At 44.4% G+C, this 26,247-nt stretch carries 32 protein-coding genes; 14 read left to right on the top strand and 18 right to left on the bottom strand.

The genetic code is table 11. From position 1 onward, the window contains the following. The first annotated feature begins 1 nt into the window (after position 1). A complete protein-coding gene (locus O8C68_01330) occupies positions 2 to 388 on the top strand; it encodes a Rieske 2Fe-2S domain-containing protein (protein MCZ7394444.1) in 387 nt (128 codons plus the stop codon). A gap of 34 nt (positions 389 to 422) precedes the next feature. Beyond that, positions 423 to 1,226 (top strand): methyltransferase domain-containing protein, encoded by an 804-nt coding sequence (locus O8C68_01325; GenBank protein MCZ7394443.1) that lies wholly within the window; start codon positions 423 to 425, stop codon positions 1,224 to 1,226. A 46-nt stretch (positions 1,227 to 1,272) separates the two neighbouring features. Here the strand turns inward: O8C68_01325 and O8C68_01320 are convergent, their stop codons facing one another. Then, the gene (locus tag O8C68_01320; protein ID MCZ7394442.1) at positions 1,273 to 1,542 is read right to left on the bottom strand and encodes a DUF3303 family protein; all 270 of its coding nucleotides are present in this window, start codon (positions 1,540 to 1,542) and stop codon (positions 1,273 to 1,275) included. A gap of 22 nt (positions 1,543 to 1,564) precedes the next feature. Here O8C68_01320 and O8C68_01315 point away from each other — a divergent pair, with 22 nt between their 5' ends. After that, positions 1,565 to 1,795 (top strand): hypothetical protein, encoded by a 231-nt coding sequence (locus O8C68_01315; GenBank protein MCZ7394441.1) that lies wholly within the window; start codon positions 1,565 to 1,567, stop codon positions 1,793 to 1,795. Positions 1,796 to 2,173: 378 nt separating this feature from the next. Here the strand turns inward: O8C68_01315 and O8C68_01310 are convergent, their stop codons facing one another. Beyond that, the gene (locus tag O8C68_01310) at positions 2,174 to 2,929 is read right to left on the bottom strand and encodes a Dna2/Cas4 domain-containing protein (protein MCZ7394440.1); all 756 of its coding nucleotides are present in this window, start codon (positions 2,927 to 2,929) and stop codon (positions 2,174 to 2,176) included. 39 nt (positions 2,930 to 2,968) lie between these two features. Further along, a complete protein-coding gene (locus tag O8C68_01305) occupies positions 2,969 to 3,700 on the bottom strand; it encodes a glucose-6-phosphate isomerase (GenBank protein MCZ7394439.1) in 732 nt (243 codons plus the stop codon). 172 nt (positions 3,701 to 3,872) lie between these two features. On the opposite strand from O8C68_01305, the gene O8C68_01300 reads away from it, so the two are divergent. Together O8C68_01300 and O8C68_01295 are read left to right on the top strand one after the other, a co-directional pair. Next, complete coding sequence (locus O8C68_01300; GenBank protein MCZ7394438.1) at positions 3,873 to 4,946, top strand: glycosyltransferase family 2 protein; 1,074 nt, start codon at positions 3,873 to 3,875, stop codon at positions 4,944 to 4,946. Between the two features lies 1 nt (position 4,947). Then, positions 4,948 to 5,343 (top strand): hypothetical protein, encoded by a 396-nt coding sequence (locus O8C68_01295; GenBank protein MCZ7394437.1) that lies wholly within the window; start codon positions 4,948 to 4,950, stop codon positions 5,341 to 5,343. Here O8C68_01295 and O8C68_01290 read toward each other — a convergent pair. The 4 genes from O8C68_01290 to O8C68_01275 all read right to left on the bottom strand — a co-directional run bounded on the left by O8C68_01290 (position 5,327) and on the right by O8C68_01275 (position 7,858). After that, positions 5,327 to 5,923 (bottom strand): hypothetical protein, encoded by a 597-nt coding sequence (locus O8C68_01290; GenBank protein ID MCZ7394436.1) that lies wholly within the window; start codon positions 5,921 to 5,923, stop codon positions 5,327 to 5,329. The genes O8C68_01295 and O8C68_01290 overlap by 17 nt on opposite strands. Then, positions 5,920 to 6,639, bottom strand: coding sequence for a cytochrome c biogenesis protein CcsA (ccsA, locus tag O8C68_01285; GenBank protein ID MCZ7394435.1), 720 nt, complete (start codon positions 6,637 to 6,639; stop codon positions 5,920 to 5,922). The genes O8C68_01290 and ccsA overlap by 4 nt, the downstream gene beginning before the upstream one ends. Positions 6,640 to 6,902: 263 nt before the next feature. Further along, the gene (locus tag O8C68_01280; protein ID MCZ7394434.1) at positions 6,903 to 7,325 is read right to left on the bottom strand and encodes a hypothetical protein; all 423 of its coding nucleotides are present in this window, start codon (positions 7,323 to 7,325) and stop codon (positions 6,903 to 6,905) included. After that, complete coding sequence (locus O8C68_01275; protein MCZ7394433.1) at positions 7,322 to 7,858, bottom strand: dephospho-CoA kinase; 537 nt, start codon at positions 7,856 to 7,858, stop codon at positions 7,322 to 7,324. Before O8C68_01275 ends, O8C68_01280 begins: the two co-directional genes overlap by 4 nt. Positions 7,859 to 7,934: 76 nt before the next feature. On the opposite strand from O8C68_01275, the gene O8C68_01270 reads away from it, so the two are divergent. Beyond that, the gene (locus O8C68_01270; protein MCZ7394432.1) at positions 7,935 to 9,146 is read left to right on the top strand and encodes a proteasome-activating nucleotidase; all 1,212 of its coding nucleotides are present in this window, start codon (positions 7,935 to 7,937) and stop codon (positions 9,144 to 9,146) included. A gap of 61 nt (positions 9,147 to 9,207) precedes the next feature. Here the strand turns inward: O8C68_01270 and O8C68_01265 are convergent, their stop codons facing one another. The 4 genes from O8C68_01265 to O8C68_01250 form a co-directional block, all read right to left on the bottom strand. Beyond that, on the bottom strand, positions 9,208 to 9,528 hold the full coding sequence (locus O8C68_01265) for a hypothetical protein (protein ID MCZ7394431.1): 321 nt from the start codon (positions 9,526 to 9,528) through the stop codon (positions 9,208 to 9,210). A gap of 111 nt (positions 9,529 to 9,639) precedes the next feature. Then, a complete protein-coding gene (locus O8C68_01260; GenBank protein ID MCZ7394430.1) occupies positions 9,640 to 9,870 on the bottom strand; it encodes a hypothetical protein in 231 nt (76 codons plus the stop codon). An 87-nt stretch (positions 9,871 to 9,957) separates the two neighbouring features. Continuing rightward, complete coding sequence (locus tag O8C68_01255) at positions 9,958 to 10,440, bottom strand: hypothetical protein (GenBank protein ID MCZ7394429.1); 483 nt, start codon at positions 10,438 to 10,440, stop codon at positions 9,958 to 9,960. 47 nt (positions 10,441 to 10,487) lie between these two features. Next, positions 10,488 to 12,854 carry a PAS domain-containing sensor histidine kinase gene (locus tag O8C68_01250; GenBank protein ID MCZ7394428.1) on the bottom strand — a complete coding sequence of 789 codons (2,367 nt, stop codon included), beginning with the start codon at positions 12,852 to 12,854 and terminating at the stop codon, positions 10,488 to 10,490. 547 nt (positions 12,855 to 13,401) lie between these two features. Here O8C68_01250 and O8C68_01245 point away from each other — a divergent pair. Continuing rightward, positions 13,402 to 13,623, top strand: a complete 222-nt coding sequence (locus O8C68_01245) for a hypothetical protein (GenBank protein MCZ7394427.1) — start codon at positions 13,402 to 13,404, stop codon at positions 13,621 to 13,623. Positions 13,624 to 13,641: 18 nt separating this feature from the next. On the opposite strand, the gene O8C68_01240 is transcribed toward O8C68_01245, so the two are convergent. Then, the gene (locus O8C68_01240) at positions 13,642 to 14,277 is read right to left on the bottom strand and encodes a response regulator (protein MCZ7394426.1); all 636 of its coding nucleotides are present in this window, start codon (positions 14,275 to 14,277) and stop codon (positions 13,642 to 13,644) included. A gap of 171 nt (positions 14,278 to 14,448) precedes the next feature. On the opposite strand from O8C68_01240, the gene O8C68_01235 reads away from it, so the two are divergent. Genes O8C68_01235 through O8C68_01225 form a run of 3 tightly spaced genes read left to right on the top strand, consistent with a single transcriptional unit; the run spans position 14,449 to position 17,611 of the window. Continuing rightward, positions 14,449 to 15,186: a DNA polymerase sliding clamp gene (locus O8C68_01235; protein MCZ7394425.1), complete on the top strand. Its 738-nt coding sequence runs from the start codon at positions 14,449 to 14,451 to the stop codon at positions 15,184 to 15,186. 2 nt (positions 15,187 to 15,188) lie between these two features. Then, on the top strand, positions 15,189 to 16,214 hold the full coding sequence (priL, locus tag O8C68_01230) for a DNA primase regulatory subunit PriL (protein MCZ7394424.1): 1,026 nt from the start codon (positions 15,189 to 15,191) through the stop codon (positions 16,212 to 16,214). Between the two features lie 56 nt (positions 16,215 to 16,270). Then, positions 16,271 to 17,611: an alkaline phosphatase family protein gene (locus O8C68_01225; GenBank protein ID MCZ7394423.1), complete on the top strand. Its 1,341-nt coding sequence runs from the start codon at positions 16,271 to 16,273 to the stop codon at positions 17,609 to 17,611. A gap of 182 nt (positions 17,612 to 17,793) precedes the next feature. Here the strand turns inward: O8C68_01225 and O8C68_01220 are convergent, their stop codons facing one another. From O8C68_01220 to ubiE, 6 genes are all read right to left on the bottom strand, one after another. Then, a complete protein-coding gene (locus O8C68_01220) occupies positions 17,794 to 19,116 on the bottom strand; it encodes an ammonium transporter (protein ID MCZ7394422.1) in 1,323 nt (440 codons plus the stop codon). Between the two features lie 71 nt (positions 19,117 to 19,187). Then, positions 19,188 to 20,189 (bottom strand): radical SAM protein, encoded by a 1,002-nt coding sequence (locus tag O8C68_01215; GenBank protein ID MCZ7394421.1) that lies wholly within the window; start codon positions 20,187 to 20,189, stop codon positions 19,188 to 19,190. After that, positions 20,173 to 20,799 carry an endonuclease gene (locus O8C68_01210; GenBank protein MCZ7394420.1) on the bottom strand — a complete coding sequence of 209 codons (627 nt, stop codon included), beginning with the start codon at positions 20,797 to 20,799 and terminating at the stop codon, positions 20,173 to 20,175. The genes O8C68_01215 and O8C68_01210 overlap by 17 nt, the downstream gene beginning before the upstream one ends. Positions 20,800 to 20,951: 152 nt before the next feature. After that, on the bottom strand, positions 20,952 to 21,608 hold the full coding sequence (npdG, locus tag O8C68_01205) for an NADPH-dependent F420 reductase (GenBank protein MCZ7394419.1): 657 nt from the start codon (positions 21,606 to 21,608) through the stop codon (positions 20,952 to 20,954). Between the two features lie 5 nt (positions 21,609 to 21,613). Continuing rightward, a complete protein-coding gene (aglJ, locus tag O8C68_01200; protein ID MCZ7394418.1) occupies positions 21,614 to 22,528 on the bottom strand; it encodes an S-layer glycoprotein N-glycosyltransferase AglJ in 915 nt (304 codons plus the stop codon). Between the two features lie 36 nt (positions 22,529 to 22,564). Then, positions 22,565 to 23,242, bottom strand: coding sequence for a bifunctional demethylmenaquinone methyltransferase/2-methoxy-6-polyprenyl-1,4-benzoquinol methylase UbiE (gene ubiE / locus O8C68_01195; GenBank protein MCZ7394417.1), 678 nt, complete (start codon positions 23,240 to 23,242; stop codon positions 22,565 to 22,567). A gap of 126 nt (positions 23,243 to 23,368) precedes the next feature. Between ubiE and O8C68_01190 the strand changes: the two genes are divergently transcribed. The 4 genes from O8C68_01190 to pyrI are packed head-to-tail and all read left to right on the top strand — an operon-like array spanning position 23,369 to position 26,229. Further along, a complete protein-coding gene (locus tag O8C68_01190; protein MCZ7394416.1) occupies positions 23,369 to 23,998 on the top strand; it encodes a DNA integrity scanning protein DisA nucleotide-binding domain protein in 630 nt (209 codons plus the stop codon). Between the two features lies 1 nt (position 23,999). Beyond that, the gene (gene dapF / locus O8C68_01185) at positions 24,000 to 24,806 is read left to right on the top strand and encodes a diaminopimelate epimerase (GenBank protein MCZ7394415.1); all 807 of its coding nucleotides are present in this window, start codon (positions 24,000 to 24,002) and stop codon (positions 24,804 to 24,806) included. A gap of 53 nt (positions 24,807 to 24,859) precedes the next feature. Next, positions 24,860 to 25,771 (top strand): aspartate carbamoyltransferase, encoded by a 912-nt coding sequence (gene pyrB, locus O8C68_01180; protein ID MCZ7394414.1) that lies wholly within the window; start codon positions 24,860 to 24,862, stop codon positions 25,769 to 25,771. Further along, entirely contained in the window at positions 25,768 to 26,229 is a 462-nt protein-coding gene (pyrI, locus tag O8C68_01175; GenBank protein ID MCZ7394413.1) for an aspartate carbamoyltransferase regulatory subunit, read from the top strand. Before pyrB ends, pyrI begins: the two co-directional genes overlap by 4 nt. The last annotated feature ends 18 nt before the right edge of the window (positions 26,230 to 26,247 follow it).

Below are 26,247 nucleotides of genomic sequence, written 5' to 3'. Positions count from 1 at the left end.
AATGTTCGTTGAAGTAGCAAAAGTGGATGATATAGCCCCCGGGGGAATGAAAGCAGTTGAAGCGAATGGCAAAGAGATTGTTCTGTGTAATTACGATGGGAAAATATACGCAGTCAGCAGACGATGCGGTCATACGAATGCCCCTCTGGAAATGGGAACCCTGGAAGGCTATATTCTGACCTGTCCCCTGCACTTTTCACAGTTCGACATACGGACTGGCGAAGCATTGAGCGGTCCTGTTCCCCGCGATTTTGGAGATGAGCCGTTCCCGGAAGGTGTGAAGAGATTTTTCCAGTATGTAAGCCCACTCCTTGATAAGATTAAGACGTATGATATAGAAACATATAAGGTTAAAATAGAGGAAGATTCGATAAGAGTGGAAGTTTAGGTCTTTAAGAACGTCGTAGCCGCAGGAGCTTAACATGACCACTTTCGATAATATATCAGGTCAATATAAAGAAAAATCGCTGGTTCAGCAAAAAGCAGCACTGAAGCTGCTAGATCTCTTAAAAATCGGCCGTACAGATAGCGCCATTGATGTTGCCTGCGGACCTGGGCATATTACGAATTTGCTCAGTAAAGTAACAAGCGGAAAAGTTACAGGCATAGATATTTCTGACGGCATGATTAAACAGGCCAGAGCATTGTATCCGGGGATAGAATTCAGGCAGGTCGCGGCTGAAGATATGGATTACAATAACGAATTCGACATTGCCTTCTGTAATTCTGCACTGCCGTGGTTCAGGGATCCAGCCAAGGCAATAGCAGCAGTTTTCAGATCATTAAAGAAATCCGGTAGATTGGGGCTTGCCTGTCCTGGAACCTATAACTGGGTACCATGGAGTGACAGAATTATATCTAAAGTTGTGCAGGATGAAAAGATTAGACCCATCTTTTCTCACTGGAGAGACCCGTGGTTTCGCCTTCCAACCAAGGATGACTATAAGCTCTTTTTTGAAAGACAGGGGTTCTCTACTGTTTTAATTGAAGTAGAGTATGAGGAAACGTACTATTCAACAGAAGATGCATTCAATATATATCTTTCAAGCACTGCGAATGGATATACTGGAAGAGAATACTACGACATTGATATTGATGATGATTATATCACCTATTTTAATAATGGTGTTAAGGAAGAGATTGAGAGACAGTCAAAAGATGGGAAAATAAAGGTGGATTTTATTCGTTTGTACTACATAGGCAAAAAACAATTTTCGGGAGTGTAATCAATTTGCAGAGACTCCTATAAGGTTAAGGTAGAATAAACTACCCTTATCCCATCTTCTCCGCGAATATCTTCGCCACTTCCTTAGCCTCCATCACCGGCACAGAATCAACCTTCGCGATATCCAGCCACATATCATTGGCTGCCAGCATGACTTTGGGGTCATCTACCTCGTACAGGACAAATATCCTGTTACTGGTCAGGTCAAGCCACTCGCCAACGACCTTCAGCTCTTCAGGATATTTGAATTCGCTCCATCTTTTTTCTACTTCGCGCCTATTTTCCGGTTCCCACGTCCAGGTGTCCATGAATAACATATCGATGTAACCTCCACAGATAATGTTAATATTTATCAGTAATAAGGCTTTTGCCCCAACTAAGGATGGCTATAAGCTCTTTTTTGAAAGACAGGGATTCTCTACTGTTTTAATTGAATACTACGACATCGGGATTGATGGTGATTATATCACCGGTTTTAATAATGATGTGAGGGAAGAGATTGAGAGACAGTCAACAGATGGGAAAATAAAAGTGGATTTTATTCGTTTGTACTACATAGGCAATAAATAATTTTCTCCTATAACCTATTTTCAGGGTACACAATAAGCATAAGCATAGAACAATTTTGATGGATATTATTTACCTATGATTAGAATAATAATAATTATAATCATGTTAATATAATAAATTTTATATACCACCTTGAACGTATATAATAAGTGTACTTTGGCACTGCAAAAAGTGCTGAAGTGGCGGTGAAATGATGGTTAGCGTTATTATTTTATTAATTGCAATATTTGCTGGTTGTGTCTACCGTCGAGTACGATTACAATTTAATAACCGTACTAAATGGTACAATCATGGAATTTTTTATTACTTTTTAGTGGTATCTTTTTCTCTCAAGTAATACTTCATTAATAGCTCAACACCATTATACTTTCATATAAGTTAAAAAAACCTTGACGCAAGCGTGGATTTCACATCGCATATCCCCGTGAACCCGCAGTATTCACACGGCGCATCCTTGGGTTTCTCAGGCATGAAACCGTCATGTATCTTTTTAATCCTGTCCCTTATCTGCAGCACCTTCCTGCGCTCATGCCGTTTGATAACCGCCTCTCTCACCTTACCCCAGCGCGCATATTCCACAAACCCTTTTTCTACCGATGAATTATATTGCTCTTCCACAAGAACAGCGTATGCGGTAAGCGCCAGCCTGTCGCTGCTCCAGATGCCGTTTTGCGGTATGCTGCCCGTTTTTATTATCGATGGTATGAGTTCGCCGTTTATCTTTATCAATTTATCCGGGCTTCCCGATAATCCGAATTTCTCACAATGCAGCCGCGGCTCAACCTGAGCATCGTTTGTATAAAAATCGCCGTTTGTAGAAAGATTCGAACATATGTTTCCAAGGCAGGAACGGACATTTGACACGGAATCTGCCAGCGTGCCGTCATCGATCCCTGAAAGCTCATTGCGGTAGATTATACGGATCTCACCTGAAATCCTGTCAAGCTCATCGCCAAGAAATGAAAGTTTATCCGCCGCTAAAAAAGCCTCTCCATACGTTAAAGCCAGTTCTTTCAATACTATGCGCTCTACGTAGGCTGGGGTGATGTCGTTTACTAAATTGTGCCCCCTATTCACGAAATAGCATATCCTGGGGCATTTCAGGTAAACCGTAATGTCCGAGACCCGAATCATGGAATGTACAATACCGCAGGCATTTAAAAGTATTGCTGTTTATTCCTGTAGCATCTTTTCGAATACCCCCGCGTGCTCATGCGGTTCTGTCAGAAACTCAAGTTTCTTGATATCCCTCACAAGCCCGTACATCTCCCTGCCTTTTTGCAACCCCAGTTCCTTAACATTAAAAGGCGCAAGATTCCGTATTTCAGGCACTTCGCTGTATCTCGGGTTTTTCACAGTCCCTTTTTCAAGAAAGAAATATGCGCCTCCGCCTTTTTCCTTTATGGGTGCATATATTGATTCAAAGTCGCGTGCTACCCAGTTTGCCATTTTCAGCACCTTGTTGGAAGAGTTGATGGTGAGGTGTCCGTAACCCGGGGGAATTATTACCTTATCTCCCTCCCCTGCTTTTATCAGTACTACATCTTTTATCCCGTCATCCTCGGGTTTTTGCATAAGATACTGCGCCTCGCCGCTTAGCACTTCATATATCTCAGGAAAGGTGGTATCGGTTCCAGGGACTTTGGGGTGGTAATGTCCTGCAGTTTTCACGAATTCGCAGCCCATCATGCGCGGCGGGATGATGGTGATGTCATACCGCAGATTGTGTTCTTTCATGACGAGCGCATCATTTTTACTGAGCCACAGTTCCCTGTACATGTAGTATAGTTCGATGTTGTCTGCACCGGAGAGCCACTTGCGGTCGTAAATGACATCTTTCATATCAAAAAGTTTTCGGGTTGTCGGCTTGATGTTCCTTGCCCCGAACTCAAGTATGGTCTCCATCAGATGCTAAATAAGCCTTTGTGTATTTAAAAATATATGATTTGCAGTAGTGATTTTCTTTCAGGAGATAATTCCATCATAATTATTGATGTGCAATAAATATATATACTCATCATAACTATGTACATGATGGGGTTGTTACCTTCCAACTAATTTCTTATGGAGTTATATTATGATACAGCTATCAGATAAACAATCATGTGCGTCTCATCCCGATGTAAGGGTCAGCAAGCTGACCGTGATAATCCCGGCTTATAACGAAAAGGAAAGCATTGCCGATACTATTCGCAGTCTCAAGATGCAGACAGTGCCGGCAGAAGAGATAATTGTCGTGGACGACTGCTCGACAGACGGAACTGGTGATGTTGCGCGTTCTTGCGGGGTGACGGTAATACGACCTCCCTTAAATACAGGCTCCAAGGCTGGTGCCCAGAACTTTGCACTGAGCTTGGTCAAGACCGAATTCACAATGGCAATAGATGCGGATACCACGCTTGCGCCCGATGCCATCGAGATACTTTTGCCGGCGTTCGACGACCCTAGAGTAGCCGCTGCATGCGGCTTCGTGCTTCCAAGACATGTGGGCACCATATGGGAACGCGGACGTTATATAGAATATCTCCTTGCGTTCACATGGTATAAACCTATTCAGGACTACTATGAAAAACCCCTTATCTCGTCCGGATGTTTCTCCATGTACCGGACTGAGATTCTAAAGGCAAATGGCGGATGGTCGAGGCGTACGCTTGCAGAGGACATGGATCTGACATGGAGCTTCTACCTGAAAGGGCATTGTGTACGTTTTGTACCGGAGGCTGTATGCTATCCTATCGAGCCTCATAACTACACCTTTATGCGTAAGCAATTGCGGCGCTGGTCTCACGGCTATGTTCAGAATGTAAGGCTCCACTGGAAAGGGATTCTTGAAATACCGTATCTTAGATCGTTTGTTGCTGTTGCTACGTGGGATGCGGTAGTTGCCTCGCTCGTTTATCTCTTTCTTCTTCCTCTTATAGCACTCCTGTTCGCAAATCCGATTATACTTATCGGCTATGTTATCGACATCCCTGTGGTTCTAATTCCTGTTCTCTCCAAATCTATGGAGAGGAAGGAGGTACTGCGCTCGCTGGCGAGTTTACCCTCATTCTTTATCCTGCGAACTGTTAACGGATTCTTCATACTTGAGGCATTCTTTACCGAACTGGTTTTGAAAAAACAATTACTAGTCTATGAGAAGGGGCATTAGCATGATTGCAGGACTTCCAGGAACCGGGATTGGCGGGCTCTTCTATCTGCTTATGGCTCTGTGGATGTCAATCCGTGAGTTTTACTCCACCCTGCGCAGGCGTAGCAACCCGGAGCGATGGCGCGCGGTCAGCAGGCACACGCTGCTTACAGCCTGTATAATCATTGGTATGTGGGCAACTGGCTGGCTCCTTGGCTGGCTCATCGAGCTCACTTTTCCAGCCGCAATAAGCTATCTTAGCACTACCGGCATACATGTAACCAATTTAATCCAGGTTACACCCTTTCTCTTTACACTTGCCACTCTTGTAAGCGTCAACCTGGGTGTTCATGTGCTTCGCATCATCGTCGGGTTGAAAAATTCCCATCGTGCAGAGCAGTTTATTCAACGACAATAAACGAAGCTATTCTGTCCGGATAAAAAGAAAAAATGTTCCCCGCAGTGATCAATATCATCCCGCTCCAGAAAATTGATAAATGAAATGGGCTTTCTCTCAGTGACACAAAATTAAAAATCAGCAGCACAACACCCAGATGCAGAAGCGATGAGCCAAGTCTTCCTATATAACTTTCTTTTTCATACCTGATTGTTTTGCTCTTTTTAAAAGTCATTATAAATACAAGACCCTGCACGCCTGTCATAACCGCAAGGATAAAACCCAGTCCCGTCTCGATGCCGTATAAAGCCGTCAGGATAAGAGTCGCTGCAAGCGCCAGCGCGCTGAACTTTATCAGAATATCCTGTTCAAACAGCCTTTTCGGGATGCATAAGCCGAGGGAAATAAGAAGCAGCACAAGGAGGGGATAGAGGTATGAATTCATGTCGCCGATGTACTTCGTATACTGGATTGTGCCCGTCCACTCCGGGCTTACGGCAAGGTAGTTGTAGTAAGAAATCCCGTAAACGCAGACTATGCCGATGGCGAAAAGGATGAGCACAGTCACGATAATCAGATAATAGTCGTATCTCTGCCTCACGGCTGCACCACCGAGTGAATTCCTGGAACAAGATAAGGCAAAAGATAAGTAAAGATTAATGACGCAAAGCAAGCTATCCCGAGGTAGGCTGTCGTGCTCCACATCTTTTCCCTTGCCACATATATCCTGGCATGTAAGTACGCAGTATAGAGCGCCCACATCATTATAGAGCCTGAGATTATAGGATCCCACCACCATGCACTGCCCTTCCATGCCTCGACTGCCCAGGGGTAGCCGATAAGCATTCCTGCCGTAAGCAGGATGTAACCTATTTTCGCATACCTGTAGGCAATCTCATCATAGAGCTTATCGCGGTTCGTAAGCATGTAAACACATGCCGCAAACGTAATGATGAGCGAGGCGTATGCAATAAAAAGCATGGGAGGATGCGTCCACATATATGTTGAATTATAGTAGAAAGTAATGCGCCCGTAGAAAGTCCCGGCAATCTGGAAAATACTCTCATCCCCAGCCGCGAGGGATGCATACCATCGGGTGATCTCTGCATTCAGTATGGGCAGCGGCTCCCTGAAAGGGTTCGAGAAGAAATATACTATTATGGAGAGAAGGGATAGAATTACACCGAGAAAGGAAACCAGTTCTTTCCTGCGCTGCATCGTTAATACAAATACCATTGAGACCATAGCCAGGAAGTAGAGTTTTTCAGATTCGATCCACAGGGGTACGGCTATGCGGCTGTTCTCAACCGGTATCATCTGCCGCAAGAATACCGGATATTCAATTAAAACGGTATTATAAATCTGTAGGTGGAACCATGCTAAAAAGATAAATCCGAGGATATACAGACCTGCGGTGATATATAAGCATTTTATTAAATAATTATAATATTTCTCTTTTTTCAGGAAATAAAGGATTGAAAAAGCACCCAGCAAAAACGACATTACAAGTATATATGTGATTACAGGCTGTCCAATAAAGCCCAAATATTCCCTTGCAGCCTCATATTCAGAAAAACCCATTACAGCTCGATCTCCTCAATCGGCTTGCCTTCGATTGTTTGGGGTGCAAGCCAGTCGATAATTTTCAAAAGGTCTTCCCTATTCTCTGCAGTTATCTCAACATATACCGAACCCAGGCTTTCCTCACCTGCCGGGAAGTTCACCTTTCCCGTGAAAGCCACCTGTTTATTCAAACGAAACTGTGTTGTATTCCCTGAAATACCAGACATGAGAACATGGCGCGCAGTATCAAGAATCTGCTCCTCCCTTAAACGAAGGTGCAGCGAACGCAGGCCCTCAAGGTTTCCTTCACCGCAGAGCCGCGGGATTCCAAACTCTTCAGTATGAAGTTCAACAGGAAATAAATTGGTTATTGCTTTCTTGACATTTTCCTCGATTTCAGTTGGATAGACCAGTGCAGAGACTTTCAGCGTTACTTTCATAAATCTCTTAGCAATTGTTCCATTTGTTTTCGAAATTTTTCAATAGTGCCGGTATTCTCGATGGTCACATCCGCAGTTTCGATGGCGGAATAAAGTCCCCAGCCTTTTTCACGTTCATCCCGTCTTTTTAATTCCTCCATGCTGCTCATATCGTCTGAACGGGAGCGCCTTTTCACGCGTTCAAACCGCAGTTCAAAAGGAGTGTGAATCGCTATAAGTTTAAAATCATCCCCGAATGTTTTTTTGAAGTAATTTACTTCCTCTATATTCCGTATCCCGTCAACCACTGCCACACGGGAATTCAACGGGATTCTGGGAACACAGCGTTTTGCAACCGCATCCAAGCCCTCTTCCCTGCGAAGCGCAGTTCCCGTGCCTCCGATATTCTCATCCGTGGGAGGAAGACCGCGTTTTGCAGTTTCTTCCCTTACAACATCGCCCATGTTGATAACAGGGATATTAAGGCTTCTTGCTATGGCTGCGGCTTCTGATTTTCCTGATGCCGGCATTCCTACAAATGCAATGAGCTTCATGGGGCGAGTAAATCTTGCTTGAAGATATTAAATCTATGTAATGTTTATATGGAAATAAGTCCAGAGTATAGTATATATGGCAGATGCAATAGCAAAGACTCCTGTTACCGGGGGCACGATAAAAAAAGACTCTGAGGCTGAGATAAAAGAACTTCAGGAAACCCTTGAGTCGCTGAAAAACCAGATAAAAGAGATGCATTCAAGGCTTCTTGAAGCCGCTGTTCTGAATAATAAATATATCCAGACCGTTCAGGAATATCAGAAACAGATAGAACAGTTGAAGAAGCCGCCGTTGTTCATTTGCAGTATTGTTGAAGTGCTTGATGATATGGCACTATTAAGACAGCACGGAAGCAATCAGGAAGTGGTGACCAAGATACCCGATGAGCTTATCCCGGAGATAGAAACAGGAGCAAGAGTTGCTGTTACAGGAAACCTTGCAATTGTAAAAGTATTGTCAAGATCCGTTGACGTCCGTGCACGGGTAATGGAACTGATAGAAGCTCCGGATGTGGATTACAACATGATAGGAGGCTTGCAAAAGCAGATCGAGGAAGTCATAGAAACGCTTGAACTTCCGCTCACAAACCCTGAGCTTTTTGCTGAGGTGGGGATTGAACCTCCCCACGGAATACTGCTTTACGGTCCTCCCGGGAACGGCAAGACCCTCATAGCAAAAGCCGTGGCGCACAGGGCTAAAGCCACTTTTATCAGGATGAGCGGGAGTGAGCTTGTGCAGAAATACATAGGAGAAGGGGCAAGGCTTGTAAGGGATGTGTTCAACATAGCAAGGGAAAAAGCTCCGAGTATCGTTTTCATCGATGAGATAGATGCCGTGGGAAGCAGAAGAACCTATGACGGCACCACGGGTTCCTCGGAAGTAAACAGGACGATGGTTCAGTTGCTGGCTGAACTTGATGGCTTTGATACGCGTGGAGATGTGAGAATAGTTGCAGCCACAAACCGCATCGACCTTCTCGACCCTGCGCTATTGCGGCCCGGAAGGTTTGACAGGATAATCGATATACCATCGCCTGATGCCGAAGGGCGTAAGGAAATATTTAAGATACATACACGAAACATGAAACTTGAAAATGTTGATCTTGAAGAGTTAACAAAAATAACTGAGGGGTTAAGCGGCGCTGAATTAAAGGCAATCGTTACAGAGGCAGGGATGTTTGTAATCAGGCGAAGAGGCAAAGCTGTTACCATGCAGGACTTCAAGGATGCCTATAACAAGATAATAGTCAAGGAAACGAAAGAGGAAGTAGCGGGGATGTTCGTGTAAGTGAAAAAGACTACAAATCCCTTACAAGGCGAAAGCCGGGGCATCGGCGTGGACTGCCTAATTAATATGGAAAATCTTCTGGATGATAAACCTCAATCGGTAAATTTTCATCTTTCAATTTTAAAATAAAGTCCTCATTGTCAAGAGATAAAAGAATCGAGTACGAGTCCAGAGCGGTTTGTAAGTATAAGGAATCGGTTGAATATATCCTGTGCACAGCCCCAGTTATTCCAGCCTTTTTGCAGAATTCTTTATCGCATGCGGTAAACCAGGAAACAATATTTTCAACCTCAATAACTCTGTTTGCTCCAGATTTTATGCCGACATTTCTGCCAATAGCGTTTCCAATTTCCGCAAGAAGAACTGTTGGTTCTACAAGCAAAAAATCAGAACCTATCCGAGAAATTATATCTGTGCACTTATCGCTCTACTTTTCATTCCCTTTTGTCTCGCTAATAAAGATGTTTGAGTCAAGAGTAAGCAACTTTAGCATTCAGTAGCCTCTTGCATGTCTCCGCATTGCTCTGACTTCCTCTACTGCCGATAATCTCCCCTTCCAGAGAGTTCTAATCTCGCTCGAGGATCTAAAATATCTTTTAAGTGCATCCTTTATTTTCTTGGTATTGGCATCGATTATGCGAGGCGTAGGGGGTTTTTCAAGCTCAGATATTTTAGATTCAAGAGCATCAACTTTCTTAGCTATTGTCTCTACGTCGATATTCATTTCAATCACCTGATTATTATAACTCTTTTATAAGTAATAATACTTAAGCTCTATATGATTGAGTTGAAGCAGTACAAAAATTAACAATTACCTGATTTTTTCCTGTATTTTTTCAGCAATCCCTCTTAGATGCTCGATATTACCAGCTTTATCTTTCTTGTACTTCGCACTTACCGCTGCAAAAACATTGCTTTTTAAGAACAGGAGATTATACGTTGTGCCATCGCTTTGCCTTTTCTTTAAAATAATTGACGCTTCACCTACTGTTTTTGCTTTTACAGGCCTTCCGTAATTGTTCTCCTTTAAATAATTCACGTCTGCATTATATGCCTGGTTTGCCCCGTCGCGATTCTGAAATGTGGTAACCACCTGTATTATTACATCCTTCTTATCCAGCAACAAACCGCTAAAACAACCTTCTGAAAATCCCCAGTTTTTCAATTCCTCTGTTGTGGCATAATTAAAGCACAGTTCTGGCTCTGTTGCAAGTGTGCATACATTTTCATATACTGTTTCCATGCCGTCTCCGGCTTCAGCACGAGTGAGTGCGATATCAATCGATCTTGTCATACACTGCAATAAATGTAAAAGCTGGATATGAAAGTATCGCTGTTTTATTACTCTCTTCCTGCTGTCGGCAGTAAAAAGGTAAACGTGCTGCCTTCTCTGTACCTGCTCTCAACTGTGATCTTCCCTCCGTGCAGCTCCACGAGCTGTTTTGTTATCGCAAGTCCCAGCCCCGTTCCGCCGTATTTTCTGGATATTCCAGAATCAAGCTGTTCGAATTTCTGGAAAAGTTTTGGTATGTCGTCCTCCCTGATTCCTATGCCTGCGTCAGAGATTGAAATTTTTGCCATATTCCCTTCTTTTTTCGCTGATATTGTAACAGTACCCCCGTCTTCCTTGCTGAATTTCAATGCATTGCTAAGCAGGTTGAACAATATCTGCTTAAATTTCTGCCTGTCTGCTTTTATGAGCGACATGGCAGGGTCAAGTTCTTTTTTCAGAACAATATTCTGCCCTGCAGCTTTCTCTTTCATTAGGTATAGCACCTCGTTTATTGTATCTGGCACAGATACATCCTCGAAAGCCAGTTCTATCTTCCCGGCTTCTATTTTTGCAAGGTCGAGAATACCGTTGATAAGATCAAGCAGGTGTTTGCTGCTTGTAAGAGTATTATCCACATAGAACTCCTGTTTTTCGTTCAATCCCCCGTAGGTCTTTTCCTTAAGGAGTATCGAATAACCGATTATTGAAGTAAGAGGAGTGCGCAGTTCATGGCTCATCACGGTCAAAAACTCTGACCTGGCTCTGCTCGCACTCATGAGCCGCTCGTTTTCAAGACGTACTTCTTCTATTTTTTCGCGCTCGGTAATATCATCGATGGCAAGTAGAATCATCTCTGCACCATCCTGGTAGAATGAGCTGGCATTGAGCAGCATCGTCCTTTTTCCTATAATTGGGAATTCGTGGTCAACCCTGAAATCCTTGACATGTTTATTCCTGGGGATAACCTCCTCCAGCAATTTTCTCAACTCAGGAATATCCCACTGGCGGTTCCCAAGTTCATAGAGCAATTTGTCCTTAGTATCTTCTATCGAGACCTTGAATATTTTATAAAAAGCATGATTCGCAGTTTTCACTCTCAGGCTTGAATCGATGATTACAAGGGGTTGAGGTACTGTATCTACAATGCTTTCCGCATAGGTCAGAGCTTTCTGGGTAGCCTGTTCGGCTTTTATGCGCTCGGTCACGTCCACAAGAGATAATACCAGCCTGTCAACTTTCCCTGAAGCTTCCTTGATTGGAGTAAGCGTCCAGTCCCTGTAGGTGGTGCCTCTCCATGGCTGGTCTGGAAACTCAAAGGGCCTGGCTTTGAACTCTACAGCCTCTCCTGTATCTCTAACCCTCTCAAATATTGCCTTGTTTTCAGGGTCAGGGAAAAGCTCGAAATAGTTTTTGCCTATCAGTTCCCCCTTCTTATGCCCTGAACCATCTGCGTATGCTGAGTTCACCCTGACGAAATTGAAATTCGAGTCGAGGTAGGCAAGCTGTGTCCCGGTATTTTCCATGATTATCTGGAGGGTATCACGCTCTTTCTTAAGGTTCATCGCTAAATTTTCTGCTTGCCCGTGCCTTTTCTTTATTTCCTCGATCAGGCGCAGGCGTTCTTTTTCAGCCTGCTTGCGCTCTGTGATGTCCCTGAGTATACCCGATAAGCCGATAATTTTCCCCTCTGTATTTATTATCGGAGAGAAGGTCAAACTCACGTCAACTCTTCTGCCGTCCTTGCGCAGGCGAACCGTCTCAATCCCTGTAATATTTTTGCCCGTTAAGGCATCACGCAAGATCTTTTTCCTCTCGGATTGCAGATCCTTGGGAATTGTTAGCTCATTGAGGTTCTTTCCTATCGCTTCGCTGGTCCATCCAAATATCCTCTCTGCGCCTTGATTCCAGGAGGTAATCCTGTCTTCAAGGTCGATGGTTATGATTGCATCAACTGCACTGTCGAATAGGTTGCGGTATTTTTGCTCGCTCTCCCGCAGCGCCTCCTCGATCAGCTTGCGCTCTGTGATGTCCTGGAATGCATTGGTTAGCAGAATCTCCCCAGTTGAGTTTGTCTGAGTTATTGAGCTTAGAGAGCCCCAGAATACAGTACCATCCTTACGCATAAAGCGTGCTTCAAAATCTTTACCCGTACCCTTTTTAGCGAGTTCAACTAATCTCTTCCTGTCCTCAGGGTCGTAATAGAAAGCAGAAGCAGGTATTTTTAAGAAGGATTCTTTTGAGTCGTAGCCAAATATTTTCAGCATAGTGGAGTTTACTTCAGTTGTTATCCCTTCAAGAGTTGTGATTGAAATGCCGAGAGGAACACTTTCAATCAGACTTTTCAATTCCTCCTTCGATTCCTTATTGCTTTTGGAGTTGTGAGGGGTTCCAGAATTTTCCCCACCGAGTTTTGAATTTTTTTCTTTTTTATTCATTTTATGCAGGTAAACTTCACCTTTCTTCGTTTAATTTTGGTTTGAATTATGATAAGTTTTGTGGAAAACTGAATTGGCTGTGTTTACCTGAGAAATCATCCCTATATCTTGAAATATCAAGTTCCAGTAGAAATAGAGGGGTTGTACATAGCGTTTAAAAATTAATGAACTAATTAGAAAGTTTTAAATACTTTACTGGCATACTCTTATTGGTTGGCATGGTTGGGGTTAGTTGCCCATCTCCCGGATCGGTTATCGCTCCTAACTTTCCTATGTATTAAGATCCCGTATTCAGGAGAGGGGCACACTTCCAGTAATTAAAGTGTGGTTGAACGTTCATTATCCTAAACAAAATATTTTATCTATTTGCAGAGCGTTTAAAAATGAATGGATTTAATAGAAAAATTTAAATACCATTATAACATACGATTACCCTTGCTCGTGACAGAGGAGCAAGGAGTGGGAAATCATCGTGCCCAACCTTTGCATCAGTAACCAGGTGAAGGGCACATTTCCAATAATTAAGATAAAAATAGGAGGTAAAAAGATGGAAGAAAAAAATGAAAACAGAATCGAAACATTGTTGAACGACATGGATAAAGAATTTCGGAGACTTGACCACTTCCAGCGGGCTAAGTTCGCAATAGAGCAGATAAGCGTGTGGCAGCAGAAATTCAATGAGGCAAAGGGTAAAATCCAGAGAGAAAATTTTGTGGATACCATTGCAGCAGCTGAAGTAATAGGCCAGTATCCCGAGATAGAAGCATAGCTTTAATTTTTAAAATTATCAGGCATGATTCGAATTATTTTGCCTCATCCTCATTTTTATTCTTGCCTTTAACTCCCTCGGGTCAAAAGGTTTTACAATGTAATCGTCTATGCCCATTTCCATCGCCCTGAGCTTATCCTCCACGCTGACCTTTGCAGATAATATTATTATAGGCATATTCTTTGTATGCTCATGTTTTTTTAATTCCTCGCATACCTTGTAGCCATCCATGTCCGGCATCATAATATCCAGAATAAGAATGTCAGGTGATTCAGCAAAAACCATTCCCAATGCTTCTTTTCCATTCACAGCTTCTAAAACTTCAAATAATTCCGCAGCAAGCGAATCCCGGATAATGTTTATGACATTCTTATCATCGTCGGCAACCAGCACCTTGACTTTCTTTTCAATTTCTCCTTCTTGTGGTTTTAAAAACCAGACCTTTGCAGGACCTATCTCTTGGTAATCAACCAGATTTTTTTCTTTCAGGCTTTCCAGGTACTTCAGGGCTGTTACCTTGCTCATATTAACCCTGCTCACTATCTCAGTGGTTGTCTGTTTTCCTTTTTTCACAACCCCAAGTAATTCTCTTTCACGCCAGTGCATGTTAATCTTTAAGCCACCCGTTAAAATTTGAATGAATGCTCTATTCATTTATTAACTAATTAATGTTTGCATTGAAAATAAATATTGTTGAATGTGCTTCTAAGCCTGTAATTTTAAAAATGCAGAAGATTGAAAGTATCGCTGTTTAAAGGGATAGAATAAAATAGATAGAGTAACTTATTAATATCCCATATTATATTTGTATCGAGGAGGCTTAAAATGTTTAAGGCAGTAATTGGCGCTGAAAAACTAAAGGATTCAATAGAATCGATATCCACACTGGTGGATGAAGCGAAGTTTAAACTTACGCCTGAGGGTATATCTGTCAGGGCTGTAGATCCTGCCAATGTCGCCATGGTGAGTTTCGACCTTGCAAAAGATGCCTTTGATTCCTTTGAAGCGACAGAGGGAGAATTAGGCATCGACCTGACAAAATTGAACGGGGTAATGGAAATGGCAGATAAGAGCGACAATATTGAACTTGAGCTTGACGAGAATGCCCATAAACTCGTTGTCAGAATGCGCGGACTTGCCTACACCATGTCCCTGCTTGACCCCTCTTCTATCAGGAAGGAACCAAAAGTCCCTGCCCTTGACCTGCCTGCGCGCATAGTTATCAGGGGCGAGGATATGAAACGGGCGATTAAAGCTGCTGAAAAGGTGAGCGATTATATGTCCATAGGGGTAAAAGGAGATGTTTTCTTTATGGAAGCCGAAGGGGATACGGATAAGGTGCTGGTGGAGATGACCAAAGACCAGCTAATAGATATCCAGCCGGCAGAAGCCAGATCCTTATTCTCGCTTGACTATCTCTCGGACATGAGCAAAATCGTGGGGAAAGCCAATGAGATTACAATCGATCTTGGAAAGGACTATCCCCTGAAGCTTCGGCTTAAGATAGCCGAAGGGCATGGCGAGGTCAGTTATATGCTGGCTCCCAGGGTTGAATCCGAATAAGCATGGATGTTTTCAAGTTTGCTTATTTTCCATTTGTTAACGGCGCGGTAAAATATGTAGAAGCTCTGGATTTCAAACTCGATGAGCTTTTTTCTGAAAGGGCGTTCGAACAGGTTCGATTGCGGGGAAAAGAGCGCGTACTTTCCGCCCTCGGGGAGGGAATCGCAAAGAATGAATATCCTGACACGGTGAGTGCGGAGAAAGAGCTGCTCTCGTACCCTGTAGCAAGGATACTTGTTTCGTGCATAAATGACAATTATCTTATCCGACGGTATGCCCTTGCTGAAGCAAAATATGCCCATGAGCAGGTAAAACAACTCTCAGGTGATGATCTTAAAGAGCTTGCAGAGGATTTTAATATCTCCGCTGTGCTGGATGAGCGGTCAGTGGTGATGCATTTTACCGACTATATCCGCTTTGCAAATGCTATCCATGAACCTAAATGGAAGCTCGTAAACAGGAATATGGACCACGGGAATGTAACTCTCATCAGGGAGGATTTCTCGCGCATCCTGGAAGAGGCTATCAGGAAAAGGATTGAATCAAACCTGCCTGTAGACGTACCTCCCACGATATGTTCAAAACTTCAAAGCTACATTGGCGAAATCCGTAATGCCCTGACATCACGCAAATCAGAGTTCAGCATTGAGGAGTTCAAGGAAATAATGCCGGATTGTTTTCCCCCGTGCATGGTTCATGCGCTTTCAAATGCCAAAGCTGGCGTGAATCTCCCCCATTCGATGCGCTTCGCCCTTGTCTCTTTTCTGCTCAATATAGGAATGAATGCCGAAGGAATTATTGAACTTTTCAAGGTCTCGCCTGATTTTGATGAAGAGCGCACAAGGTATCAGGTAATGCATATCCACGGCGCCACAGGTACTGCCTATACTTCCCCTTCGTGCGCCACCATGATAACGTACGGGAATTGTTTCGGGAAGGAGGCGCTGTGTGAGCGGATTTCGCATCCGTTGAACTATTACCGGAGGAAGGCATGGATACTGAAGAAAGGAAAACCTGACGGGAATTGACATTAACGGCGAACATTTAGAAATCTTTTTATCTCGCCAATCTATCAGCACGTCCCATGAAAAAATTTTTGATAATTATAGTATTATTAATTTTGGTCTCAAACACCGCCTCTGCGGTCTCAGAAATCACATTAAACGATGTCAAAAAACCACAAAGCGCCATCCTTTTTATCGTTGACGGTTTCGGCTCCTCGTATTATTATCCTGAACTTACACCCATCGCCCTCGATGGCGGTGAAATACCCAAAGCAATAACACAAAACCTTTCCTTCGGGGCAAGGGTAATAAACATTAAAACCCCAACCCCTGTCACCGGAATAGCGCATTCGGTGATAGTCACAGGCGATTCGAAAGCAAACGAGGAAATCGTTGGCTATCCTGATGCGACCATTTATGATATCACAAGGCAGCACGGCTTCGTTAATCTTGCAGTAATGGAAACCGGCGATTTTTCGAACATGAGGGCGGAGCAGGATATAATCCTGTTCGCGGAGAATAATTCACTTGACAAGCCACTGATTTCTATCCAGATAAAAAATGCGCCCTCGGGTGTTTATGAACTGATGTATGACTGGAAGATGAAAATGCCTTCATATCTGAACAACCTATCCGGGACAGAGAAGTATGCTGCTTACAATAAATGGAGCATCGACGCTGCCAATGCAGTTGCTGGCGCCATGATAGAAAACCACCCGAATCAAAAATTCCTGCTCACAGTGAATGTGGGAGAAATAGATAGCGGTGGTCACAATCTCGGGAATGATGATTACGTGAAGTTAATCGAAGACCTGGACCGGGATTTTTATCCTCTGTACAGAACCGCTTCCGATAACAATATCGCTTTATTCTTAACCGCCGACCACGGAATGTCTTTCGCCACGAAAAACGCACGAAGGGGCGGGCATTCGGGTGATAAATACGTTTCAAAGCAGGAAAGCCTGAGGATACCTCTCGTCATACTTTCCCCAAATGCGGTATCCGGGGTTGTATCAGGAGAATACGGACAGGAGGATATTGCTCCCACTCTCCTGAGCGTGCTTGACCTCCCCAATCATCTCCAGTATGCGGATGGTAAAACCATCAATATAAAAAATTACGCCAGCATATTCATAAAAGCGGATTCGCAGTATACAGTTTCATTATGGAATGACGGCGGGAAACTATCTGAAAGCCAAGATTCCGAGCTTGTTTTTGCAGGACTGCCCTTGAATACGAGTTATACACTGAAAGCCGCTGGTGCAGGAGGAACGTATGAGGAGCACGTATCGCTTGACTCGGATAAAGAATTCAATTTTAAGAGTGCAGAGGCAGGTCTTGGCATCAGGAATATTATTGCGATTATTCTAATATTGATTGTAATTATCGCTGGAATAATAATCATAAAGCGGATTAAGTAGTCGTTTGCATGGGCGGGCACCGCTTATCCGCATACGAACAGAATACGCAGCAATCGCCTTCCTCAGGTCTTATGACAACCCGCATTTCCTGCACTGATAAAAGACAAGGCAGCTATCCCGCGGCATTGTTTCCTTGCGGGAATAGCCGCACTCAGGGCAGGTTATGGTTGCTTCGTATGATATCACGAATAAGCCTTTTCTGCATGCTGGGCGATGTCCAGACCCACTGCTTCCTCTTCATCGCGAACGCGCAAGCCAATGGTTGAGTCGATAACCTTCGAAAGAATAAAGGTCGCCACAAAAGCGTAGACCGAGGTCGCTACGACCGCTATCAATTGTGTCACGACCTGCCCTGCATGGTTATCTATCAAACCTGAACCTGCCGGATTTACTAAAGTTGTCGCAAATATGCCCACGGCAATTATACCCCATATTCCGCCTATGCCGTGGCATGCCCAGACATCAAGGGATTCGTCCACGTTCTGTTTCATCCTGAAAAGCATTGCGTAATAGCATATCACTGCAGCTACAGCACCTATTACCATGGCTGCAAGAGGTGTGACAAAACCAGATGCCGGCGTAATTGCAGCAAGTCCTACAACTGCGCCTGTTGCCATACCAAGGGCAGTTGGTTTTTTGTAATACCAGCCCAGCAGCGTCCATGTCAGCGCGCCAACGGCTCCGGCTGTATTTGTTGCCACAAATGCGCTTGCGGCGACTCCATTACTTGTGACTGCGCTGCCTGCGTTAAACCCGAACCAGCCAAACCACAGAAGCGCTGCGCCCAGCATGGTTATGGGTATGCTGTGAGGCTCCATCGTATATTTTCCAAAATCCTTGCGCGCACCTATCACCAGGGCAATTGCGAGAGCTGACATTCCGGCGCTTATGTGCACCACTGCACCGCCGGCGAAATCTAGCACTCCAAGGTTGTGAAGCCATCCTCCTGCGCTCCAGACCCAGTGCGCTATGGGGTCGTAAACAAGAGTAGCCCAGAGAAAAGAGAATATCAGGAAAGCACTGAACTTTATTCGCTCAACGAATGCACCGGTAATCAGAGCGACTGCGATTATGGCAAACATCGCCTGGAATATCATAAAAGCAAGTGCAGGGATGGTAGTAGCGTAATTATTAGGCTCCTGACCTACGCCAATGAGCCCGGCCCAGTGAAGGTTCCCGATCACGCCGCCCACATCAGGTCCGAAGGCAAGGCTGTAGCCAAAAAGCACCCACTGCACGCTTATCAGCGCCAGGATTGCAAAGCTTAATATTATCGTTGAGATGGCATTTTTCTTTCGCACCATGCCTCCGTAGAAAAGACCTACTCCAGGAATCATTATCATCACGAGCGCTGCGCTGGCAAGAACCCAAGCGGTATCGGCTTTGTCTATTTGCGGCGCGGCTGCATACGCTGCATCCGCCAGTACTAACAGTGGAATTGCTGACAGCAAAATATACTTCAAATAGTGTAGAGGGCTTTTGATATTCATTTTTTCATCTTCCATGCTATAAGAATACGGATACCTACTGAATATTAATTACATATAAACTTAACTCAAACAAACCATTCCGATTTTTAGCTTTTCCTTGCTATATATATCCCGTCCACAACCCTTTCCATCCTCACAAAAACATCTATTCCCACAGGGATTCTATCGGCATCCAGAATTGTAACCACCCTGTCCCTAGCAACTGCAAGCTTCTCCCCCTTCATCCAGCCCGGGCCCACTACTTTGACCTTCACCCTTTCATACCTTTTGAAAACACGCGGCAGAGCTTTACACTGGAAACTTCCAAAATCCTGCGGCGCCAGAACAATCTTTGTATTATAGATTTTTTCCCACTCCTTGAGCCTGGAATAGAATACCTGCCAGCCCATTACCTCTATATTCGGTTTTCTTCCGTACCTGTGGGGCAGGAACTTCTGTATGCCCAGCGCAGGCCATTTTTTCCCTGCACCTATTTCGCAGGCAAACTGGATTAGTTTTGGTATCTCATCATCGTTAATGCCGGGAAGCCACACTGGGGCGACGAGAAGGTCGATAGCAGAGCTTTTAGCGATGTATTCAGCATTCTCAAGAACCTCATCTATATTGTAAGATTTAGTCCCTGCAATCCTCCTCGCAAGCTCCGGGTCAAGCGACTCGATGGACATATTTATCCTTGAAAGCCCGGCATCTTCAAGTTCATCTATAAGTTCAGTGTTCAGCAGCGTGCCGTTGGTCTGCATGGATACTGTCCTGACATGCCTGTTCCCCGATAAACCAGATACAAGCTCAACAATATGAGGGTACATCAGCGGCTCCCCGACCGTGTCGATGTGTGCCTCGATTTCGTTAATTTCCTTGTAAGAAGCCGCCCAATCAAATGCAGCGAGTAATTGCGGAAGGTCAACCATGTACTCGGATATCCTGCGCCTTGAATGAGGACCAGCATCGGTTGAGCAGAAGATACAGGATAATGGACATTCGCTGATGGGGCGCACCTGCAGCACATTCGTTCCGCGGTCGATGATTCCAAAAGCTATGCAGCCGAAAAGAGGCAAATCGCGGATGAGGATATTATGACATCTTGCCATTTTCTACCAATATACATCCCATGCATCTCTTTTTCCCGCAGAATTGTTTTCCGTATTCCACGATGAGGGCATGAAATTCCTTGTAAAGGGGAACATCCTGAGGAAGCGACTCTTCGAAAAGCGACTGCAATTTCCTGTAATCACCCTCAATTCCCAGACATCTGCACATCCTCTTTGTATAAGCATCGATTACGAATCTGGGCTTGTCTGCTGCATATAATACGATGCTATCAGCCGTTTCATCCCCAATACCAGGAAGAGACAGAAGCATATTGCGAAGTTCATCCGCAGGTTTTTCAAGGATTCGGGGATGTTCAAAAAAAAATGCTGAGATATTTTTTACCCTCCGGGCTTTCTGCCTGTAAAACCCCGTGCACCTGATGCGCTCCTCCACGTCTTCAATATCAGCCTTTGAAAGAGGTTCTGGCTCCATCAATCCCCGCTCTTTCAGGTTCAGGATTGCCCTCTCTACGTTCTCCCATTTGGTCTGCTGGGTGAGCACGGCGCCCACCACGACCTCGAAAGGTGTGTCTGCAGGCCACCAGTGCCTGTGCCCGAATTCATCTAAAAGTCTATTGTAAATCTCGAAGAGCCTTATTGCTGAAATCATAAAGGGTTACGCCCCTTTATGACGTATAGGGGATGTGAAACATCCCCTTCCCGAGTCACGCCTCGGGAGGGCGTGTCCACGTATGGCGAAGCCATACGTGTGCGCGGTGTAAACTGACGCAACAGTTTTTGATAAAACTTTCTTAAAGTTTTTCATACAAATTTAACGCCGAGGTCAAAGAGCCCGTTTCGAATCGCAAGGTTGATCAAAAATGGTGTCAGGGACTCGCTCATATACGAAGAGGCAAGACTTCCCCCATCAAGAGGACGAAGATTCTTTATTTCCTTCGTTAACCCCATCACGGTTTTTTTCGCATCCTCATCATCGCCGCAAACAACAACATCATAGTCAAGGCTCAATTCAGGATGTGCCAGTTTCTTTGCAGACACATTATGGTAAGCCGATACAATCTTTACACCCTCTGGAAGGATATCCCTTATCTCAAGTGCGGCGCTGCCCTGCTTTGGAGGCGTATATTCAAACCATTTATTTTTTTTCATTGGTACTACAAGTGAGATTACAATCTGCTCCTTAAAACACGGCTTCAGGTTTTTTAACATCGCCACCACGCCCTGGTACGGGACTGAGAGCACTACAACATCAGCATCGCCGATAGCGGTTTCATTCCCGCATCCTGTAATGCCGCAGCACAGCAGCCCTTTAGTTGAAAGCGTGCCTTTATATTCTTCCGCTGCTCTGACCGCCCTGTCAATCTCACGCGAACAAACCATTATATCATGTTTTGCTGCCCACCGAAGCGCGAATCCTTCCCCTATGCTGCCTGTGCCTCCGAGTATTGCTATCTTCATAATTTTTACCTTTCCTTTATTATTCTGCGCAACATATGCATATTTTCCCTGTGCATGGACACGATAAGGTCGCTCATGATAGCAAAAATGAACATCTGAATCCCGGTAACGATGAGAAGCGTTGCGAGGATGGTAAGAGGAATATGGGTAATGTTTTTCAGCCATTCGTCAACGACATAGATACCAATGGCTAAGCCTCCTAGAGTAAGAAACCCTCCAATTAAATTGAAATAAAAAAGAGGATTGTGTGTTTTCGCAAGCAGGTATATGGTAGATGCGATTCTGAAACCATCCCTGATAGGTTGCAGTTTTGTGGCAGCACCGCTTACCCTTGCAAGGTAAGTTATGGGTACCTCGACTATTTTCAGGTCTTTTTTCACGCATTCAACCGTAATTTCGGTTTCAACCTCAAAACCTGTTCTGTTCAATTCAATCTGTTTAACAGCAGTATTGTTAAAGGCTCTGTAACCCGAAAGTATGTCCTCAAGCCAGACACCATAGGCAAAGCCGAACATCTTGTTGAGCAATCTGTTCCCCAGAAGATTCAAGCGGGTAAATGCGCCTTTCTGATAGTTTGCAAACCTGTTTCCAATCACATGGTCGGCTATTCCTGCGATAACTGGTTCAAGAATTTTATCAACCTCTTCGGGGAGATACGTTCCATCTCCATCCAGCATTACCACATATTCACTTGTTATTGACTGGAATGCCTGGCTCACAGCCTGTCCTTTTCCTGTCCCGCTCTGGATTATAACCTTTGCGCCTTCGTTTTGTGCCTTCTCCACTGTATCATCGGTACTGTGACCGTCGATGACAAGAACATTTGAATAACCCAATGATTTAAATTCCCTTACCATCCCGCCTATTGTCTTTCCCTCATTGAGTGTGGGAATTAATATGCAAACATCTTCTTTATTCATTTTCTATCCTTTATTCATTCTGTTTATACATAATAGTTAGGATTTCCTACCTGCATAAACTGTAACTATTCCAAAAGTGAGGTCATAAGATTCAATATCTATCAGACCCGCTCCTTTCATAAGTTCAACAAACTCATTCCTTTGCGGAAATGCCGTCACAGAAGATGGGAGATAACTGTATGCGTCCTTCTTTTTAGAAACCAAGGCGCCTATGAAAGGTAATATCTTATGAAAATAAAGATAATAAATCGATTTGAAAGCTTTATTCTCTGGCAAAGAAAACTCAAGTACGACTACTTTTCCACTTTTTTTGACAACGCGGTTCATCTCAGATAATGCTTTTTTGATATCCGCCACGTTCCTGATTCCGAAAGCAACGATAGCGCCATTAAAAGTTCCATCCTTAAAAGAAAGATTCTCAGCGTCGTTCTGGACGCAGTAGACATTCTTTATATTCTGTTTTTTTATTTTTTTGAGACATAATTGCAGCATTTCTTCACAAAAATCCGAGGCGATTACGTTGCTTTTTTTTGAAACTTCTACTGCCACATCACCTGTTCCTGAACAAACATCAATTATATATCCGTGTGGCAGTAAAGCTGCTGCGAACCTTCGCCAGTATTTATCACGTCCCATGCTCAATAAACGATTGAGAAAATCGTAGCGATGGGAAATGCCGGCAAACATTTTCTGGATATATTCTTTTTTTTGCAACTTACCTCTTTTATTTATGTTTTTGTGGCTGTACCAATTTTCCACCTTTGTATTTGAATTTTCGCATCTTGAACTAAAAATCAATTAACCAAAACCTATAACTTATCTCGATTCCAAGAAGATGACATGAGTAAAGAGAACAGCCAGGATATTAAACCAGAGGTAATGCGTATCATCCTTAATATATCCAAGAGTCTGGCTAAAGAGAATCAGGGCGCTCTTTTCATCATAGCAGACCGGGATAAAATCGAAGGGAATTACCGCTTCCACTATCCTCAACTCCAGTTTGCCGGTAATCTCCTGAGCAAGGGAATGGATGCTGTGGTAGAAAAACTTGCCATGCTCGACGGCGCTGTGATTTTAACACCTGAAGGTGAGCTGATTGCATACGGTTCAAGGATATTGAAATCAAAAACGCTGCTCGGTTTTGGGACGAGACACGCAGCCGCTCATGGTATTACATTATTTGATGATTCGTTCACTGCAGTACTTATATCAGAGGAAAGCGGATGGATAAAAGTCTTCCAGAAAGGGGAGGTAGTTCTTGAAACCGACTCCGTAGCTATCGAGCCATCCACGCTCGATAAGGTTTCCCGTTTTCTCACAAACCATGACATGGCACTGCTTGCAAGCGCGGGAATAGCCGCAGCCGCTGGTGTTGCTGCGCCGGCGATACTGGTAGTGGGCGGCGCATACATGGTGGTGAAAACCGCAGGTTCTATGATTTCTTCTGCCTTAAAGAAAGAAAAGAAGTGATATGATCCATTTCACCAAACTCCAAGGCAACGGGAATGATTTCATTCTCATAGACGAATATAAAGGAGAGACAATATCTGAAAAATCCGCTTTTGCATCAAAATATTGTGACCGCCGTTTCGGAATAGGGGCGGACGGCGTGCTGTATCTTGGAAGCTCGTATAAAGCTGATATCGGGATGCGGATTTTTAATCCGGACGGTACTGAGGCTGAGATGTGCGGCAACGGCATACGCTGTCTTGTGAAGTATGCGCTGGATGAAGGGTATGTCAGAGAGAATGCCAGCGTTGAAACACCTGCAGGCACTTTATCGGTCAGCTCCCGGATTGATGACAGGACATGGGTGAAAGTCGATATGGGAAAACCACAATTTACAAGGGAAAAAATCCCTTCAAAAGGAAGCGGGGAATTTCTCGATGTGTCTCTCCATGGAAATAAAGTCTCGGCGGTAAATACCGGAGTTCCACATGCTGTAATTTTTGTGGACTCTTTTAATGCCGATTTGATGTCGATAGCGCCCAGGATTCGCTATGACCCTGTTTTTCCAAAAGGTACAAACGTGAATTTTGTGGTTGTGAACTCAAGCAACGAGATTACAGTACGTACATACGAGCGCGGAGTGGAAGCTGAAACTCCGAGCTGCGGCACAGGTGCAGTGGCATGCGCAGCAATGGCTCACAGGCTTGGCAAAACAGAAAAAAAAGTAAAGGTGAATACAAAGGGTGGAGAATTGAGAATAACCCTTACAGAAGATGGTGCTTTTATGGAAGGCCCAGCAGAGCGGGTGTTTGAGGGTACGATTCTTTGAGTATATAGACCATCATCAATAAATTTAAATTTAAGTGCCGCCTAATAGGTGTGATGTTGCATCATATTATCTCAATGAGGGATTTTTCGCGGGATGAGATTGATGATATTCTAACAAGGGCAAGGGAATTTGAACCTATAGCAAGAGGAAAAAAATCCACCCTGCTTTCAGGAAAAATACTTGCCACCCTTTTCTATGAACCCAGCACACGCACGCGCCTGTCCTTCGAGACTGCCATGAAGCGGCTCGGCGGGGAGGTTATCGACCTCGGCTCGCTTGAGACAAGCTCGGTAGCGAAGGGGGAAAGCCTTGCAGACACCATAAGGGTTGTAGGAAACTATGCAGACGCCATCGTTTTGCGACATCCCAGAGAAGGCTCAGCCCGGATGGCGGCAGAGTACTCAAATGTCCCGATAATCAATGCAGGCGATGGAGCAGGGCATCATCCCACGCAGACGCTGCTTGACCTTTATACCATAATGCGGGAGAGCAGTCTTTCCTCGCTAAAAATTGCGCTTGTGGGCGACCTGAAGTACGGCAGGACTGTCCACTCGCTTGCTTACGCCTTGTCACTCTATCATGCCAGCATGACCCTCATCTCGCCAGTGCAGCTCAGGATGCCAGATGTGATTAAAAAAGACCTGAAAAAGCAGGGCGCCAGCCTGAGCGAGACTACGAACATAGAGGATGTGATCGGGGATATTGATGTATTATACGTAACACGGATACAGAAGGAACGCTTCCCTGACCCGGCTGAGTACCTGAAAGTTGCGGGCAGCTACAGTGTCACGGAGGAATTATTGAAAAAGGCCCGCGATAAACTCATAGTGATGCATCCGCTTCCCAGACTTCAGGAGATTGACCCCTCGGTCGACAGGACAAAATACGCACGGTATTTCCAGCAGTCTTTCTACGGCGTACCGGTCAGGATGGCGCTTCTTGCGATGGCAATGGAGGCGATATGACTGAGAAGGAGATGAGAGTGCGCCCGATAAGGCACGGCACTGTGATCGACCACATCACAGCAGGTCAGGCGCTCAATGTGCTTCGCATACTCGGAATATCGGGCACCACGACTGCTGTTGTCAGCGTGGCTATGAACGTACCCAGCGGGGTTCTCGGGTCAAAGGATATAGTAAAGGTTGAGGACAGGGAGCTTGAAGAGGAGGAGGTTGACAGGATTTCGCTGATTGCTCCGGATGCCACGATCAACATCATCCGTGATTTCGAGGTGATAGAGAAATACAAAGTTGATCTGCCAGAACATCTTGAAGGCGTGGTGAAATGCTCCAACCCTAACTGCATCTCCAATACAAGCGAGCCTGTTATTTCAAAGTTTGCGGTGAACAAGAAGCCAGTTGAATTGAGGTGCATTTACTGCGATCATGTGATTTCCGAGGGGATTGCGGAGCATTTGATTTAGGGTGCAAACCTTAATTTA

Source organism: Candidatus Methanoperedens sp. (assembly GCA_027460525.1).
Classification (GTDB): Archaea; Halobacteriota; Methanosarcinia; order Methanosarcinales; family Methanoperedenaceae; genus Methanoperedens.
The sequence above is the reverse complement of the archived record's forward strand: the minus strand, read 5'-3'. Positions and strand labels throughout refer to the sequence as shown.

Coding starts and splice junctions, on each gene's coding strand:
- O8C68_01330 (MCZ7394444.1), top strand. CDS start 2: ATGTTCGTTGAAGTAGCAAAAGTGGATGATATAGCCCCCGGGGGAATG.
- O8C68_01325 (MCZ7394443.1), top strand. CDS start 423: ATGACCACTTTCGATAATATATCAGGTCAATATAAAGAAAAATCGCTG.
- O8C68_01320 (MCZ7394442.1), bottom strand. CDS start 1,542: ATGTTATTCATGGACACCTGGACGTGGGAACCGGAAAATAGGCGCGAA.
- O8C68_01315 (MCZ7394441.1), top strand. CDS start 1,565: ATGTTAATATTTATCAGTAATAAGGCTTTTGCCCCAACTAAGGATGGC.
- O8C68_01310 (MCZ7394440.1), bottom strand. CDS start 2,929: ATGATTCGGGTCTCGGACATTACGGTTTACCTGAAATGCCCCAGGATA.
- O8C68_01305 (MCZ7394439.1), bottom strand. CDS start 3,700: ATGGAGACCATACTTGAGTTCGGGGCAAGGAACATCAAGCCGACAACC.
- O8C68_01300 (MCZ7394438.1), top strand. CDS start 3,873: ATGATACAGCTATCAGATAAACAATCATGTGCGTCTCATCCCGATGTA.
- O8C68_01295 (MCZ7394437.1), top strand. CDS start 4,948: ATGATTGCAGGACTTCCAGGAACCGGGATTGGCGGGCTCTTCTATCTG.
- ccsA (MCZ7394435.1), bottom strand. CDS start 6,639: ATGATACCGGTTGAGAACAGCCGCATAGCCGTACCCCTGTGGATCGAA.
- O8C68_01280 (MCZ7394434.1), bottom strand. CDS start 7,325: ATGAAAGTAACGCTGAAAGTCTCTGCACTGGTCTATCCAACTGAAATC.
- O8C68_01275 (MCZ7394433.1), bottom strand. CDS start 7,858: ATGAAGCTCATTGCATTTGTAGGAATGCCGGCATCAGGAAAATCAGAA.
- O8C68_01270 (MCZ7394432.1), top strand. CDS start 7,935: ATGGCAGATGCAATAGCAAAGACTCCTGTTACCGGGGGCACGATAAAA.
- O8C68_01260 (MCZ7394430.1), bottom strand. CDS start 9,870: ATGAATATCGACGTAGAGACAATAGCTAAGAAAGTTGATGCTCTTGAA.
- O8C68_01255 (MCZ7394429.1), bottom strand. CDS start 10,440: ATGACAAGATCGATTGATATCGCACTCACTCGTGCTGAAGCCGGAGAC.
- O8C68_01250 (MCZ7394428.1), bottom strand. CDS start 12,854: ATGAATAAAAAAGAAAAAAATTCAAAACTCGGTGGGGAAAATTCTGGA.
- O8C68_01245 (MCZ7394427.1), top strand. CDS start 13,402: ATGGAAGAAAAAAATGAAAACAGAATCGAAACATTGTTGAACGACATG.
- O8C68_01240 (MCZ7394426.1), bottom strand. CDS start 14,277: ATGAATAGAGCATTCATTCAAATTTTAACGGGTGGCTTAAAGATTAAC.
- O8C68_01235 (MCZ7394425.1), top strand. CDS start 14,449: ATGTTTAAGGCAGTAATTGGCGCTGAAAAACTAAAGGATTCAATAGAA.
- priL (MCZ7394424.1), top strand. CDS start 15,189: ATGGATGTTTTCAAGTTTGCTTATTTTCCATTTGTTAACGGCGCGGTA.
- O8C68_01225 (MCZ7394423.1), top strand. CDS start 16,271: ATGAAAAAATTTTTGATAATTATAGTATTATTAATTTTGGTCTCAAAC.
- O8C68_01220 (MCZ7394422.1), bottom strand. CDS start 19,116: ATGGAAGATGAAAAAATGAATATCAAAAGCCCTCTACACTATTTGAAG.
- O8C68_01215 (MCZ7394421.1), bottom strand. CDS start 20,189: ATGGCAAGATGTCATAATATCCTCATCCGCGATTTGCCTCTTTTCGGC.
- O8C68_01210 (MCZ7394420.1), bottom strand. CDS start 20,799: ATGATTTCAGCAATAAGGCTCTTCGAGATTTACAATAGACTTTTAGAT.
- npdG (MCZ7394419.1), bottom strand. CDS start 21,608: ATGAAGATAGCAATACTCGGAGGCACAGGCAGCATAGGGGAAGGATTC.
- aglJ (MCZ7394418.1), bottom strand. CDS start 22,528: ATGAATAAAGAAGATGTTTGCATATTAATTCCCACACTCAATGAGGGA.
- O8C68_01190 (MCZ7394416.1), top strand. CDS start 23,369: ATGAGTAAAGAGAACAGCCAGGATATTAAACCAGAGGTAATGCGTATC.
- dapF (MCZ7394415.1), top strand. CDS start 24,000: ATGATCCATTTCACCAAACTCCAAGGCAACGGGAATGATTTCATTCTC.
- pyrB (MCZ7394414.1), top strand. CDS start 24,860: ATGTTGCATCATATTATCTCAATGAGGGATTTTTCGCGGGATGAGATT.
- pyrI (MCZ7394413.1), top strand. CDS start 25,768: ATGACTGAGAAGGAGATGAGAGTGCGCCCGATAAGGCACGGCACTGTG.